The sequence below is a fragment of the uncultured Roseibium sp. genome (genome assembly GCF_947499295.1).
GTDB lineage: Bacteria > Pseudomonadota > Alphaproteobacteria > Rhizobiales > Stappiaceae > Roseibium.
On record NZ_CANMNP010000015.1, the window covers coordinates 124,298 to 139,471 of the forward strand.

General features: G+C 52.7%; 14 protein-coding genes. 7 read left to right on the forward strand and 7 right to left on the reverse strand.

The annotated features are described in order from the left end of the window. Nucleotides 1-8 precede the first annotated feature (8 nt). The 4 genes from Q0835_RS21320 (at nucleotide 9) to tenA (ending at nucleotide 2,864) form a co-directional block, all read left to right on the forward strand. Nucleotides 9-1,265, forward strand: coding sequence for a cysteine desulfurase (locus tag Q0835_RS21320; protein ID WP_298964181.1), 1,257 nt, complete (start codon nucleotides 9-11; stop codon nucleotides 1,263-1,265). Between the two features lie 15 nt (nucleotides 1,266-1,280). Next, entirely contained in the window at nucleotides 1,281-1,676 is a 396-nt protein-coding gene (locus tag Q0835_RS21325; protein ID WP_298815170.1) for an SUF system Fe-S cluster assembly protein, read from the forward strand. 104 nt (nucleotides 1,677-1,780) lie between these two features. Continuing rightward, complete coding sequence (gene sufA / locus Q0835_RS21330) at nucleotides 1,781-2,158, forward strand: Fe-S cluster assembly scaffold SufA (RefSeq protein WP_298964112.1); 378 nt, start codon at nucleotides 1,781-1,783, stop codon at nucleotides 2,156-2,158. A 43-nt stretch (nucleotides 2,159-2,201) separates the two neighbouring features. Next, the gene (gene tenA / locus Q0835_RS21335) at nucleotides 2,202-2,864 is read left to right on the forward strand and encodes a thiaminase II (protein WP_298964113.1); all 663 of its coding nucleotides are present in this window, start codon (nucleotides 2,202-2,204) and stop codon (nucleotides 2,862-2,864) included. 60 nt (nucleotides 2,865-2,924) lie between these two features. Here the strand turns inward: tenA and Q0835_RS21340 are convergent, their stop codons facing one another. The 4 genes from Q0835_RS21340 to parE all read right to left on the reverse strand — a co-directional run bounded on the left by Q0835_RS21340 (nucleotide 2,925) and on the right by parE (nucleotide 8,742). Further along, complete coding sequence (locus tag Q0835_RS21340) at nucleotides 2,925-3,983, reverse strand: GGDEF domain-containing protein (RefSeq protein WP_298815179.1); 1,059 nt, start codon at nucleotides 3,981-3,983, stop codon at nucleotides 2,925-2,927. A 121-nt stretch (nucleotides 3,984-4,104) separates the two neighbouring features. After that, nucleotides 4,105-5,553, reverse strand: coding sequence for a DEAD/DEAH box helicase (locus Q0835_RS21345; RefSeq protein ID WP_298964114.1), 1,449 nt, complete (start codon nucleotides 5,551-5,553; stop codon nucleotides 4,105-4,107). 307 nt (nucleotides 5,554-5,860) lie between these two features. Next, complete coding sequence (locus Q0835_RS21350) at nucleotides 5,861-6,592, reverse strand: sulfotransferase family 2 domain-containing protein (protein WP_298964115.1); 732 nt, start codon at nucleotides 6,590-6,592, stop codon at nucleotides 5,861-5,863. 101 nt (nucleotides 6,593-6,693) lie between these two features. Next, nucleotides 6,694-8,742, reverse strand: coding sequence for a DNA topoisomerase IV subunit B (gene parE, locus Q0835_RS21355; RefSeq protein WP_298964116.1), 2,049 nt, complete (start codon nucleotides 8,740-8,742; stop codon nucleotides 6,694-6,696). A 608-nt stretch (nucleotides 8,743-9,350) separates the two neighbouring features. Between parE and Q0835_RS21360 the strand changes: the two genes are divergently transcribed. Beyond that, nucleotides 9,351-10,190: a tetratricopeptide repeat protein gene (locus Q0835_RS21360; protein ID WP_298815190.1), complete on the forward strand. Its 840-nt coding sequence runs from the start codon at nucleotides 9,351-9,353 to the stop codon at nucleotides 10,188-10,190. On the opposite strand, the gene Q0835_RS21365 is transcribed toward Q0835_RS21360, so the two are convergent. From Q0835_RS21365 to Q0835_RS21375, 3 genes are all read right to left on the reverse strand, one after another. Continuing rightward, the gene (locus tag Q0835_RS21365) at nucleotides 10,184-10,339 is read right to left on the reverse strand and encodes a hypothetical protein (protein ID WP_298964117.1); all 156 of its coding nucleotides are present in this window, start codon (nucleotides 10,337-10,339) and stop codon (nucleotides 10,184-10,186) included. The genes Q0835_RS21360 and Q0835_RS21365 overlap by 7 nt on opposite strands. A gap of 362 nt (nucleotides 10,340-10,701) precedes the next feature. Further along, on the reverse strand, nucleotides 10,702-11,484 hold the full coding sequence (gene xth / locus Q0835_RS21370) for an exodeoxyribonuclease III (protein WP_298964118.1): 783 nt from the start codon (nucleotides 11,482-11,484) through the stop codon (nucleotides 10,702-10,704). 63 nt (nucleotides 11,485-11,547) lie between these two features. Then, a complete protein-coding gene (locus Q0835_RS21375) occupies nucleotides 11,548-11,889 on the reverse strand; it encodes an iron-sulfur cluster assembly accessory protein (RefSeq protein WP_298815199.1) in 342 nt (113 codons plus the stop codon). Nucleotides 11,890-12,045: 156 nt separating this feature from the next. Between Q0835_RS21375 and Q0835_RS21380 the strand changes: the two genes are divergently transcribed. Both Q0835_RS21380 and argS read left to right on the forward strand, forming a co-directional pair. After that, the gene (locus Q0835_RS21380) at nucleotides 12,046-13,263 is read left to right on the forward strand and encodes a deoxyguanosinetriphosphate triphosphohydrolase (RefSeq protein WP_298815558.1); all 1,218 of its coding nucleotides are present in this window, start codon (nucleotides 12,046-12,048) and stop codon (nucleotides 13,261-13,263) included. Between the two features lie 97 nt (nucleotides 13,264-13,360). Continuing rightward, nucleotides 13,361-15,130 (forward strand): arginine--tRNA ligase, encoded by a 1,770-nt coding sequence (argS, locus tag Q0835_RS21385; RefSeq protein ID WP_298964119.1) that lies wholly within the window; start codon nucleotides 13,361-13,363, stop codon nucleotides 15,128-15,130. Nucleotides 15,131-15,174 lie beyond the last annotated feature (44 nt).

Consider the following 15,174-nt stretch of genomic DNA (forward strand, 5'->3'; position numbering starts at 1 on the left):
AGCGGCGTATGACGGTCGCAACCGCAGAAACAATCATTGAAGATGTTGGATACGACGTCGATGTCATTCGCCGGGACTTTCCAATCCTGTCACGGGAAGTCTATGGCAAACCTCTTGTTTACCTGGACAACGGTGCATCTGCGCAAAAACCTCAGGCGGTGATCGATGCTGTGACAAAGGCGTACTCTGAAGAATACGCCAACGTCCATCGCGGCCTGCACTTCCTTTCCAATACAGCGACTGACAACTACGAAGCCGCACGTGAAAAGGTGCGCCGCTTTCTGAATGCAAAATCGGTCGACGAGATCGTTTTCACCAAGTCGACAACCGAGGCAATAAATCTCGTTTCCTATGGATTGGGACCAGATTTCTTCGGTGAAGGTGACGAAATCGTTCTTTCGATCATGGAGCATCACTCAAACATTGTGCCCTGGCATTTCCACAGGGAACGCAATGGCGCCAAATTGAAATGGGTTTACGTCCGCGAAGACGGCAGTTTCGATCTGGATGCGTTTGCAGATACGTTGACGGACAGAACAAAACTGGTCGCGATTACGCAGATGTCCAATGTTCTGGGCACCGTCGTGCCGATAAAGGAGATCTGCCGGATAGCGCATGAGCGCGGTATTCAGGTGCTGGTCGATGGCAGCCAGTCTGCAGTGCATTTACCGGTCGACGTTCAGGATCTCGATTGCGACTATTTCGTATTCACCGGGCACAAGGTCTACGGACCGTCGGGCATCGGTGTGCTTTGGGGAAAATCAGAGCGGTTGAACGCGCTCAGGCCTTTTAACGGCGGAGGAGAAATGATCCTTGATGTCACCGAAGACATGGTGACGTACAACGATCCTCCGCATCGTTTCGAGGCAGGTACTCCACCCATCGTACAGGCCATTGGTCTAGGCGCTGCGCTGGACTACATGGATGGGATTGGCCGAGAGAACATTGCGCGACACGAGGCTGATCTAAGGTCTTACGCTCACCAGAAACTGAAAGAAATCAACTCGTTGAGGATCTTCGGCGAGGCGCCCGGCAAGGGAGCAATCGTTTCCTTTGAGATTAAGGGTGCTCACGCCCATGATGTGGCGACGATCATTGATCGTGCAGGCGTTGCGGTAAGAGCAGGAACACATTGTGCGCAACCGCTCTTGGCAAAATATGGTGTGACGTCTACATGTCGAGCGAGTTTCGGTCTCTATAACACGCGTGCGGAGGTGGACGCGCTCTATGAGGCCTTGTTGAAAGCACAGAGCTTTTTCGGGTAAGGACGGACCCAAAAAATGGAAAATGCGACCACAATCGACACCAATGCGGATGGTGAAGCCCTACAGGCCGAAGTCTCCGCAAAGAGTGCTATTTCATCGGATGAACTGGATCGACTGACTACCGACATCGTCGGTGCCTTGAAGTCTGTCTACGACCCGGAAATTCCGTGTGATATCTATGAACTTGGCCTGATCTACAAGGTCGATATCGACGATGACAGATCAATCAACATTGACATGACCCTGACAGCGCCTGGTTGCCCGGTTGCTGGCGAAATGCCGGGGTGGGTGGAAAACGCGGTTTCAGCGGTCGCAGGCGTCGGGCCCGTCAATGTCGACATGGTCTTCGACCCTCCCTGGACACCTGAACGTATGTCCGATGAAGCGAAAGTCGCGCTGAACTGGTATTGAAGCTACACGGCGTAGTGACAAATACGACTACAGCCAGAACCTTTTTTCTTATAAGCTGAGACCTTATATCAGGTTTTGGACCGCCGGAACTGAATGAGGACAATATGGCCGCCGCCGCAAAATTTCAGGTCATTTCACTGACCGACGACGCTGCCGATAGAGTGAAAAGCCTTGTCGAGAATTCAGACAAGGGTGCCATCGGGTTGCGCGTGGGCATCAAGAAAGGCGGGTGCGCGGGCATGGAATACACCATGGACCTCGTGGAAGAGGCAAACGCTGGGGACGACGTCGTGGAAGACAAAGGAGCCAAGCTTTTTGTCGATCCCTCTGCGGTTCTCTTTTTGCTTGGCACGGAAATGGACTACGAAGTGACCAAATTCCGTTCTGGGTTCGTGTTCAAAAATCCGAATGAAGTTTCAGCGTGTGGCTGCGGTGAATCCGTTTCACTTCAGGAAGCAGATCTTGGTGCCTTTGCGCGCTGAGATGACTTCTGAATTTCCATATATTTCCAAGTAAGCGAATTTCATGAAACTGTTTGAGCGGATCAAGGCCGATGCGGCGCCGCAGTGGGCCGATTACACACACCATGACTTTGTCCAGCAGTTGGGAGAGGGCACACTCCCCTTGGACTGCTTTAAACACTATCTCGTTCAGGACTATCTGTTCCTGATACAGTTTGCGCGGGCCTATGCCCTTGGGATCTACAAGAGCCCAAGGGTCGCAGATATGCGAATGTCGCTTGAGGGTGTGAAGGCTATCCTCGATGTGGAGTTGGACCTGCATATCGAGCTGTGCGGGAAGTGGGGCATGTCCCGCGACGAGATTGAACAAGCGCCAGAAGACACGCCAACCATGGCTTATACGCGGTTTGTTTTGGATGCGGGGATGTCAGGGGATTTGCTTGACCTTCAGGCTGCGCTTGCTCCCTGTATCATCGGCTACGCCGAAATTGGTCGACAACTCAGCGCAAAGGGGTGCGGCAACGATGCCAACCCTTATCAGCGATGGATTCAGGAATACGCGAGCGAGGCTTACCAGGGCCTTGCAAATGACTTTTCCAACTGGATGGACAGTACCGCTGACGAAGTGATCACAGAACGTCGCTATCCAAGGGTCCTGTCGCTTTTTGAAAAAGCCTGCCGGTTGGAAAGTGATTTCTGGCTGATGGGCCTGAGGGCAAAGGTCTGAAGTTCTATTTCATCGACCACTTGAGGACCAGCAGGTCTCATTCGTAAGTCCAAAATCGGTTTAGGCGACGCTTTCCTGGCTCTCTGAAGACAAGTCCAACTCGGTCTTTACGAGATTGCGGCCTGCATTTTTTGCCGCATAGAGCGCTTCATCTGCACGGGCAACGATTGAATGTCCGCTGTCGTCGGGTCGGAACGTTGCAATTCCGACGGAAATGGTCACACGACCGAGATTTTCGCCCGTAGAGCGTTTCACAAGCTCCTTGGACATAACGGCATTGCGGATCCGCTCGCCAATCTCCGAAGCCTCCTCGAGGCTGGAATGGGGCAGGATGATGCCGAATTCTTCTCCTCCGTAGCGACAGGCAATGTCCTGTGCCTTGATATTCTGTTTAACGGATAAAGCGACAAGCCTCAGAACCTGATCCCCGGTCTGGTGACCAAAGGTGTCATTGAACTTTTTGAAGTGGTCAATATCGGTCATCAGAAGAGCAAATCCACGCCTGCTTTCCTTGGACTGTTCGATCACTCGTTCGATGGAGTTCTCAAAGTGTTTGCGGTTGTTGAGCGTTGTCAGCTCATCCGTGAGTGACTCGTATCGGATTGCTTCCAGAGAAGATTGAAGATTTTCAATGTGCTTTTTTGATTCCAGCAGTTGGCTTTCTAGCTTTCTGTTGGTGGTGACAGCGTTCTGGGTCGATTTCACGAGGTGGGTAATGTAGATCTGCAGCTTTTCCGCGTCTTTGACGGATTTGATCTTTTCGCCAGCCTGTTCCAGAGCGCTGCCATAATCTGACGTGGCGTCTGCGCTCAGCTTGAGCGTGTCGACAAGCTCTTCAACTTCTCGGGAAACCTTGGATCCGACTTCATCAAGGCGATCGCCGAGTCGTGTGGGGGACAGGAAACGGCCATAAAGCGTCAGCATCTCGTCCGTGCTAACGCGACCGCTCGCTTTGATCGTGTCGTTGATAGCCCGGTTCAGGCCTTGATTGTAGCCAGCGGAATATGTGTACCAAAGTTCATAGGACCTCGGGTACGCTGGCAGAACGTTCTTCTTGATGTAACTGATCGCGGACTCTCCATACTGGATTGTCCGCTTATGGTCGTCTTCATCCGCCATCAAGCTTCTCTCACTACACACTCGCGAATCCGCCCCACACGGACGCAAGTTCTAGGATCAAACTCGGATGTAAGATTTAAGGAGGCGTTAAGGTTATGAGGAATCTCACACGAACTTGACGTCAGGACGCTTTTTTTGGTCTGGGTTCGCGCAGAAGGAAAGCAGGAATGTGAACGCCGGCCCCAAACGCAGGTTCCATTTTATCGCTGCGAGTCTTTTTCCCGCTTGATTTGTGCGGAATGTTGGAAATTGGCAAGGTGTTCAAGGCGTCCTGTTGCTCCTCATTTCGATTGTCGCCGCCGTCTCGATTTTTTTGCTGTGACCGACGCCGGGAATTGGCTGGCTTTGGTTGATCTGCCTCGTTGTCGTTGCTCGACGCTGCAGTCTTGGCAGATTTCCCAGCCTTCCGACGTGCTTTCCGCTCTTTTGCAACGGCTTCGAAATCAATCGAGTCACCTGTCCAGTCGATCGACATCTTGATCAAAGCCTCAATGGCGTCCAGGTATTTCTGGTCTTCGCCGGTCACCAAGGTGTAGGCGGTGCCTGAGCGACCCGCACGACCTGTGCGTCCGATCCGGTGGACGTAGTCTTCCGCATTGCTCGGAACATCATAATTGAAGACATGACTGACTTCAGGAATGTCTAGGCCACGAGCTGCGACATCGCTGGCAACCAACAGCTTGATGTTACCCTTTCGGAAATTGTCGAGCATCATCATGCGGGTTCGCTGATCCATGTCACCATGCAAGGTGCCGACATTGTATTCATGTCGCTCAAGAGAGCGGAACAAGGTCGAGACGTCTCGTTTTCTGTTGCAGAAGACGATCGCGTTCTTGAGGTCTTCAGAACCTTCGAGAAGCTCACGAAGCGCTGCGCGTTTTTCGTAATCCTTGGAAGACGAGGCCTTGAGAAGCTGTGTGACGTTTTCTGCAGTGGACGACGTCGGTGCGACTTCAATACGTGCAGGGTTCTGAAGGAATGTTTCTGTCAGTCGCTGAATTTCCGGAGGCATGGTTGCGGAAAAGAACAACGTCTGCCGCGTAAACGGGATCAGTTTGCAGATCCGTTCAATGTCCGGAATGAAGCCCATGTCGAGCATCCGGTCGGCTTCATCGATCACCAAGATCTCGACACCCTGCAAAAGAAGCTTGCCGCGTTCGAAATGGTCTAGCAAACGGCCGGGCGTCGCAATCAGGACATCGGTGCCACGGTCGAGCTTTTTGTCCTGCTCTGCGAAAGATACACCGCCAATGAGGAGTGCCACATTGAGCTTGTGATTAGCGCCGTACCTTTCGAAGTTTTCTTCGACCTGCGCTGCAAGTTCACGTGTCGGCTCGAGAATGAGCGTCCTTGGCATACGCGCACGGGCGCGTCCCTTTTCGAGCAGGGTCAACATCGGCAGCGTAAAACTTGCTGTTTTACCGGTGCCCGTTTGGGCAATGCCAAGAATGTCGCGCCGCTCCAGAACCTGAGGTATGGCACCCGCCTGGATTGCCGTTGGTTCTTTATAACCTGCTGCATCAACTGCAGAGAGGACCTTCTCGCTTAAACCGAGAGTATCAAATGCCATGGAGCGGTGTGCCCGAATGTTGTGATGGTTAGCAAACAGCGCCTTGGACGGACCACGCGCCGATTTGGCGCACACCCTACATTTATGCGCTCAGGTGTCAATGCGTCGTTGAGGTAATTTGCAAAGAAACTCGAGTATTTCCATTAAAGTTTTGCCATCTCAGTTAATAAAGGAAATGGACGTGTCCGCGATTTCTGTTGCATTGAGCAGTTAGAATTACTCGGATTGAACGTTTTGACAGCAGTCAATGCGTCTTCAGGTCGACACATGCGAGCTGAAATCGAGGAATGAAATCAAGCAGAGGATGTCAGGCGTAGGCTGCTTCTTCGGCATAAAAGAGTTCATAGTCGGCGTGGTAGCGCCGTTGCAATTTCCGGCGAATGCCTTCGTCTTCAAACGAGCATAAAGTGCTGTCGGAGACGAAATCAGAAATACGATACCGTGATCTCGGCACGTTTCGTATCGCAACCGTGCTTTCAGAGAGGAAAGCGGCGAGCGAACGTTCAAACTGCTCTACCTGCAAGACAACGTCTGCTGTCAGCGTACCTTTGTGTGTCAGAGCTGCCGACTGGCTGCGGAAAAGGTTGTCAGCTTCCAGATCCGAAATTGACGAAATGTGATCGACGAATTCTTGTGGAGACATAAGCTGATCAAAGCCGCTTTCGCTGTAGTAGGACGGCAACGCATTTGGAGACAGAATGACACGCTCATAACAGTAGGAAACACGTTGAACCGGATCCTGGACCCAGGCGATGACCTTCGTGTCGGGGTATCTTCGCTTGAGTTCACGGGCCGTCAGCAATTCGACGTCGCCATGAAATAGAAGTTGCTCGTTGCGTTCACTCAAATGTGGATCATGTCGGATTGACCGTAGCGAACGGTTGTTGCCCGCCAGATGATTGAGAACTCCACCAAGGGCCTGAAAAGCAGGCTCTGCAACGCGAGCGTAAGCGATGTCGTGTCCTGGAAATACAAGATAAACGTGATTGCGCAACGGTCGTAGCCGCCGATCGAAAACTGAATAAACCCGGTTTAACATTATACTTGTCCGGCACCTGAAAACGGATGCTATGCAAAAAGGCCCAGCCTTCCAAACAGCTCCCAACTAGAAAAACTGTCTTAAACTATCCGTTTTCGGCCCTAAATATCAAGGTCCTCTGCAAATTCTGCATTGTCTTGAATAAAACGGAATCTGGCTTCGGGTTTATTGCCCATAAGCCTTTCAACGGCATCATTGGTATCCCCGATTTCGCTCTCATCGACGTCCACTTTCAGGAGCGAACGCTTCGAAGGATCCATCGTGGTTTCTTTCAACTGGGCTGGAAGCATTTCTCCAAGCCCTTTAAAACGGCCGATTTCGACCTTGGATTTGCCTTTAAATGCTGTCTCAAGAAGCTCGTCTTTGTGCGTGTCGTCGCGGGCATACAGTGTTTTGCCCCCTTGGCTGAGACGGTATAGAGGCGGAACTGCAAGATAAAGGTGACCGCCGCGAATGAGTTCCGGCATTTCCCGGTAAAAGAACGTAATCAAAAGTGAAGCGATGTGCGCGCCATCCACATCGGCATCTGTCATGATCACAATCTTCTCGTAGCGAAGATCTGTCTCGCGATATTGAGACCTGCTGCCGCACCCAAGTGCTTGAATGAGATCTGCCAGTTGCTGATTGGCCACGAGTTTGTCACGGCCAGCATTGGCAACGTTCAGAATTTTTCCACGTAACGGCAATATGGCCTGGTTGGATCTGTTGCGCGCCTGCTTTGCGGAGCCGCCCGCCGAGTCGCCCTCGACGATAAAAAGCTCGGTGCCATCTGCCTGGTTCGCAGAACAATCTGCAAGTTTGCCAGGAAGCCGAAGTTTTCGGACGGCGGTTTTGCGAGCGACGTCTTTTTCCTGCCGGCGGCGAAGGCGCTCTTCCGCACGGTCGATGACCCATTCAAGCAGTTTGTTGGCCTGATTGGGCGAAGCTGTCAGCCAATGGTCAAACGCATCTCGCACCGCCGCTTCTGCAATTCGAGTTGCTTCATTGGACGCGAGCTTGTCCTTGGTTTGGCCGACAAACTCAGGTTCCCGGATGAAGACGGAGAGCATGCCACCTGCTGACGTGAGCACATCATCGCCAGTGATGATGGAAGCCTTTTTGTTGCTGGTCAGTTCACCGTAGGCTTTCAATCCGCGAAGCAGCGCATAGCGGAAACCTGCCTCATGCGTTCCACCTTCGGGTGTCGGCACCGTATTGCAATAGGAATTGATGAACCCGTCACCGGCAAACCAGCTTACAGCCCATTCCACGGAGCCATGTTTACCAGCATTGTCTGTTCGGCCGGAGAAAACCTCGTCAACTACTCTACGTTCCTTGGTCAACCGTTCGGCGAGAAAGTCCTTCAAGCCACCAGGAAAATGGAAAACGGCCTCTGCAGGCGTCTCATCCTTGTCGAACAAGAGGTTGGGTGCACAGTGCCAGCGGATCTCTACGCCACCGAACAAGTAGGCCTTTGACCGCGCCATCTTAAGCAGCCGTGCCGGTTGGAATCTTGCGCCTTTTCCGAAAATCTGGGCATCGGGTTTGAAGCGCACTTGTGTTCCACGGCGGTTTTGGGTGTCGCCAACCAGCTCCAGTGGACCATCCGCCTTCCCACGACGAAAGGTCTGACGATAAAGCTTTCGACTGCGTGCAACTTCGACGACCAGTTCCTCTGACAAAGCGTTGACGACAGAAATACCAACGCCATGGAGACCGCCGGATGTTTCATAGACTTTGCTGTCGAATTTTCCGCCCGCATGCAGCGTGGTCATGATGACTTCCAGCGCGGACTTGTCCTTGAATTTCGGATGGGGGTCTACCGGAATGCCGCGGCCATTATCCGTGATCGTCAGGTAGCCGTCGTCCGCAAGCGTCACATCGATCCATGTTGCGTGTCCGGCGACCGCTTCATCCATGGAATTGTCGATAACCTCAGCGAAAAGATGGTGTAATGCCTTTTCATCCGTTCCACCGATATACATGCCTGGCCGGCGGCGCACCGGTTCCAGACCTTCAAGAACTTCAATGTCAGCTGCAGAATATTCATCGGAAACGGCGGCAACAGCAGGCATGGAGCGCGGTTTCTGCGGCGCGCGAGATCGCGTTTCCTGCTCCACTGGAGAGGAAACCGCGGCATTGCCGGCAAATAAATCGTCTTTCGCACTCATTCCATATCGCCTGGTTGGTTTTAGATCTTCGTCGATTGTGTCTTAGCGGGCTTTACCTACACCGAATCGCTTTCCAGTTTGAAGGACAAACATAGAACGGCAAGGCGATTTGGCCAAAAGCCCCCGTTTTCAACAGTTGCGCAAGGTGCCGCATGCGCTGGAAACACATCATCAACCAGACTGTGCGCATTATTGTTCAGCGTGTGGGACGGGGTGAGGGGTCAAATTGTGCCAATTTCGCAACACTTGAACATAGAGTGGCAACCGGGTTGCTCGAATGAAGACATTGCCCACGTTCGGCCATGTTTGCCATTCAACCGTTGCGTTACTATCAGCCAACAAGCCGGTTGTACTTCGTGACGGCTATGAGGCGGATTGCGACACAAATAATCTGCAAATGGTCTTAATTGGGCGGCAAACGGCCCAACTTAGGCCGAATTGATTGGCCATTTTTGGCCATATCAAACAACGGGGTCCGGCGAGCACTTCTCGACAGGACACAGTGAAATCAAATGCGCATGGCGCGGATAAAAAACAAGACCGTCCGTCGGAAAAATAAATTCTGTCCGGCGGATAATAGTGTGAATGGGATGCAAAAGAAGAGTTCATTGATTCAACGCCTAGGAAAAACCGGAACTGTGCTCGGTGCGTTGATGATTGCGGTCATGGCAGGCGAGGCGCTGGCGTTTGATGGACAGCCGGCGGCCCCGAGAACTATTGGTCCGCAGGATCTTTCTCCCAGCGAAGCTTTGCGCGCTGGAGCGCGTCAATATTATTCCGGCGACAAGGCTGCTGCGCTCAGCTCTCTACAATATGCTGCGGAAAACGGTCAGCCTATGGCGGCTTGGAAACTTGGCGAGATGTACGCCAAGGGCGACGGCGTCAAGGAAGACGACCTGAAGGCTTTCGAGTATTACAGCCAGATCGTTCGTGAGCACGGTGAAGATAGACCTGACGCACCAGACGCGCCATTTGTTTCCAGCGCATTTGTCGCACTCGGCTCATACTACCTGACCGGAATAGACGGTGCGGTTCCGCAAAGTGAAAGCCGTGCGCGTCAGATCTTTACACACGCTGCATCCTATTTTGGTGACGCAGCCGCTCAATACCAGCTTGGTCGAATGTACCAGAACAACAACAGCCGCATGGCCGTTCGTTGGTATAATCTGGCGGCGCTCAAGGGACATGTCGGAGCTCAGGCGCGCCTTGGCGAAACACTTTACGAGATCGGCAACTCCGAAAAGAAAAAGGCCCGCGGGTTGATGTGGATGACGGTGGCACGTGCGCAGGCCTCAGGCGGCGATGCGAGCTGGATCAACGCCATGCACGAACAGTATTTTGCGGTTTCTCCGGAAACCGTGCGCCAGCAAGCGCGTTCTCTCGCCGACGGTTGGATTGAACAGAACCGTCCGGACATCCTGGCCTCGCAGCAGGTACCCTCTCAGTAATCCAGCGTTACGAGTGATGTCGGCCCGACAAGGGGGGGGATCGCACCGGCTGCTTTTCCGTTTCCGGTGTTTTCGGAGTCATAAGCTTCGAAAGCGGGCAAGGGGCACTGCTGAAATTCCATGACGTATTGTTGAGAACCATCTGGCATGTGGCCACTCGCATGCCATCGGGACTTTTCAAGCATATGGATTCGCCGACGCCATAGTCTTCACCTTTGTACCGGCAGGTGCAGGAGATGGATTGTGAGTATGAGGGCGCGATGTTCATCAAAAGAAAGACAACGAAAACCGTTGTGACAGGCATCAAACGTGCGCGTCCGGCCATTCTGCTCATCGCCGGAATGAAAGGTCCGCACTTTTGAAATGCGGACGGATATGTTTGATCCGTTACCCCATGACCTCAAAAGACTAGCACGGCTTTGGAACACTGCAAGTCCCGACGTCAACCGCATTGCTTTCGGCCCAGTTCAACTGGCCGAAACACGAAAGCTGTGTGGATTATGAAAGAGAATCAGGCTGCGAGATCCACCCAGACCGGAACATGGTCCGACGGTTTTTCCCAACCGCGAACGTGTTTGTCGATGCCACATCCGGTCATCCGATCGGTCGCCTGCGCTGACATAAGTATATGGTCAATGCGGATGCCATTGTTCTTCTGCCATGCACCAGCCTGATAGTCCCAGAAAGTGTAGGTCTCAGGAGCTTCTGTACAGGAACGGACTGCTTCCGTAAGGCCGAGGTTTAAAAGTGTTCTGAAGCGCCGTCGGCTTTCCGGCTGATAAAGCGCATCCTCAAGCCATCCCTCGGGGTTTTTCGCGTCAACGGGGTCTGGAATGACGTTGTAGTCGCCAAGCAGCAAGAACGGGGTTTCGTCTTTCAGCCGTTCTTTGGCGTGCGCAATAAGTCGGTCCATCCATTCTATTTTATATGGAAACTTTTCGGTGCCCAAAGGATTGCCGTTGGGAAGATAAAGGCAGCCGAAACGAATGGCGCCGCTTTCCGTTGATACGCTTGCTTCAATGTAACGTGCTTGTTCGTCAGCATCGTTTCCGGGAAGCCCCCGTTGAACGTCTTCCAGCGGCGATTTGGAAAGCAGGGCAACACCATTAAAACCCTTTTGCCCATGGGTCTCTACATTGTAACCGAGGTCCTCAAAGGGCTGGCGTGGAAAATTCTCATCAACCGATTTGATTTCCTGAAAGCAGGCAATATCGGGATTTGTTTCTTTCAGCCAATCCTGGACCGTATCAATGCGCGCCTTAACTCCATTGATATTCCAGGTCGCAATTTTCATGGCTGAGTTGCCTCCGTTTCGAAAGGGTCGGGGCAACAGCCCAGTTAGAGTGCCTTGCGGGTTCTAGATGGTGAAGCTGGTACCGCAGCCGCAGCCAGCCACCGCATTTGGGTTGTTGATTTGAAAGGACTGACCAATCAGATCGTCAACGAAATCAATCTCCGACCCACCCATATACTGTAGGGATATCGTATCGATCAAAACCGTCGCGCCCGGGTTCTCAATGACGAAATCGTCGTCTTCGCTTTCGCCGACAACGTCGTATTTGTATTGCAAACCGGAACAACCGCCGCCTTCCACACTGACCCGAAGCATACTGCCCGCAGGTTCATTTGATAAAATGGACGCAATTCGCTTGGCTGCGCGCTCGCTGACTGTTACTCGATTTTCAAGTGTCTCGGTCATGTGTAGCCGACTCGCTGAGTTCTTGGAGCATTCAAGAGCATTAAACCTGATGTATCGAGATAAGTATGTTTTGAAGTAGCCCGCGTCAATGGAGTGGGTATCTCGCAGCTTCGGGAGATGGTACGGGACAACGCAGTGAGCGAAGGTTGGCAACTGATGAATGCGGATATCGGATTTGGAGCGCAATCGCGAGCGGTTTACGCGGAAAACCCGTTTCGCAGCCGCGGTCGTCTGTTTCCAGAAGCCGAGAGTCCGACCAGAACACCATTTCAACGGGACCGGGACAGGATAATTCATTCTTCGGCCTTCCGGCGCTTGAAGCACAAGACCCAAGTCTTTGTGTATCATGAAGGCGATCACTTCCGCACGAGGCTGACGCACACGATTGAAGTTTCGCAGATTGCGCGATCACTGGCCCGCGCACTGCGTTTGGATGAGGATCTGGCAGAGTGCCTGGCGCTGTCGCACGACCTCGGACACACCCCATTCGGGCATGAAGGTGAAGACGTCATGCATGAATGCATGGCACCATTTGATGGTTTCGACCACAACGCGCAGTCCTTGCGCGTCGTGACGCACCTGGAACAGAGATATGCTGACTTTGATGGATTAAATCTCGCTTGGGAAACTCTCGAGGGTCTCGTTAAACACAATGGTCCTTTGGTGGGCTCGGACGGAAAACCGATCGGGAAGTTTCAGGGCTCAGTATTGCCTTTCGCGATAAGGGACTATGCGGATAAACAGGACCTTCTGCTCGACACCTGGCCCGGCGGAGAGGCGCAGGCCGCGGCAATTGCGGATGACATTGCCTATGACGCACACGACCTGGATGACGGATTGAGGGCGGGTTTGTTTGCGATCGAAGATATGCGCGACGTTCCGTTTCTGGCAAATATTCTAGCCGAAGTTGACGCTAAGTACCCGGGTCTTGAAGAAAGCCGGCGCATTCATGAAATCGTTCGCAGATCAATAACAAGAATGGTGGAAGACGTTATACGGGAAGCGGTGCGCAATTTGTCGGAACTGGATCCTCAGAACGCGCAGGACATCCGCATGGCCGGTAAATGTCTGGTCGGGTTCTCAACCGGCATGACCCAAGCGGAACGCGAAGTGAAGGATTTTCTGTTTGCACGTGTATATCGGCATGAGGATGTTCTTGCCGTTCGAAAGCTTGTGGCCCGCGTCGTTCGGGACCTGTTTGGCAAATTCCATTCGGATCCGGGGCTGATGCCCGAACCCTGGAACATCGGCATGAATGAATTGAGCGATGCAGAAATTGCGCGGCGAATTTGCGACTACATCGCAGGTATGACCGATCGATATGCAATTGAAGAACATCGCAGATTGTTTGACGATACTCCTGATTTGGGGTAGGCGCTGAGGCAGTCTAAGAGCCGGTGACGCCGGAGGTGAAATTCTCTGCAGCGCGACGGTGCTTGGAAACCAAAATTCGAAACCAGATCGGTGCTCTATGAACATCTTCGCTGACTTTACGCAGCGCGTTAAAAAAATAACTCAAACATTTGACCTTAAAGACGCAAATGGGAATGAGCCGAACCTTTCTCGAGTCGTCGTGGAGGCTCCGCGTGATCCTGCCCACGGTGATCTGGCGACAAACGCCGCAATGGTTCTGGCAAAGCCTCTTGGTTTGAAGCCCAGAGATCTTGCAGAGCAACTTGTTGAAAAGTTGAGCGCTGATCCGGACATTGTCGAAGCGACGATTGCGGGGCCCGGATTTATAAATTTGCGGGTGGCACCGGTCGTATGGCAGCGCGTACTTGGCAGTGTGCTGGAATTCGGCAAGAAATATGGAAGTATCCATCCAGCCGAAAATCGAAAAGTAAACGTGGAATATGTGTCAGCCAATCCCACCGGCCCGATGCATGTCGGGCATATCCGCGGTGCGGTTCTCGGCGATGCCCTGGCCAATCTTCTGGCTTTCGCCGGGTGTGAAATCGTCAAAGAATACTACATCAATGACGCCGGATCTCAGATCGATACGCTCGCCCGCAGTGCCTATTTGCGGTATTGCGAGGCGCTCGGCGAGAACATCGGCGACATTCCGGCCGGATTGTATCCTGGCGACTACCTGAAACCGATCGGCGCTCAGCTAAAGGACGAATTCGGCGACAGGTTGAAAACGATGAATGAAAGCGAGTGGCTTCCGCTCGTGAAAGAGCGTGCAATGGCTGCAATGCTCGAACTTATCCGGTCCGATTTGGCTGCGTTAGGTGTTGAACACGAGATCTTCTTCTCTGAAAAAACCCTGCACGAACGGGAAGGGACCAACGCCTCAAAAATTGACTTCATGCTCGACACCCTGCGTGAAAAGGGGCTTGTTTACGAAGGGACGCTGCCACCTCCCAAAGGACAGGTGCCGGACGATTGGGAGGATCGGGAACAGACCTTGTTCCGTGCCAGTGACTTTGGCGATGACACAGACCGAGCGTTGAAGAAGTCAGACGGTTCCTACACATATTTCGCGGCAGACGTTGCCTACTTCCAAGACAAATTCCTGCGGGGTTTTCAAGAGGCGATCTACGTGTTGGGCGCTGATCATGGCGGCTATGCCAAGCGGCTTCAGGCCGTTGGAAAGGCTGTTTCTGACGGCAAAACGGACGTGGTGGTCAGGTTCTGCCAGCTTGTAAAGCTCATGCGCGATGGTGAGCCGGTCAAGATGTCAAAACGCTCCGGTGAGTTCATCACGCTCCGAGAAGTCGTCGATGAAGTTGGCCCGGACCCAATTCGGTTCATGATGCTATTCCGCAAGAATGATGCACCGCTTGATTTTGATTTCAAGAAAGTCACGGAACAATCGAAAGACAATCCGGTCTTTTATGTTCAGTACGGCCACGCTCGTTGCTGCTCGGTGCTGAGGCAGGCGACCGAAGAACTCAAGGGTCTCGATATTGGCGACGACGCTCTTTCAGCAGCCGACTATGCACTCCTTGATGATGTTGGTGAGCTGGAACTGATCGCGAAGATGGCAGAATGGCCAAAAGTGATAGAAGCGGCTGCCGAAACACATGAGCCACACAGAATCGCTTTTTACCTGCATGAGTTGGCGAGTTCACTGCATGGTCACTGGAATAGAGGCAAGGAAATGCCGCATTTACGCTTTATTGACACTGGTAACGCCAAATTAACCCTAGCACGTCTTGCATTGGTTCGTGCAATATCTTTGGTGCTTGCTTCAGGATTGTCGATTCTCGGCGTAAATGCCCCTGAAGAAATGCGCTAGATTCTTTCTTGGCCGCTTGACACACAGTGTTGGCATCGTAGCGG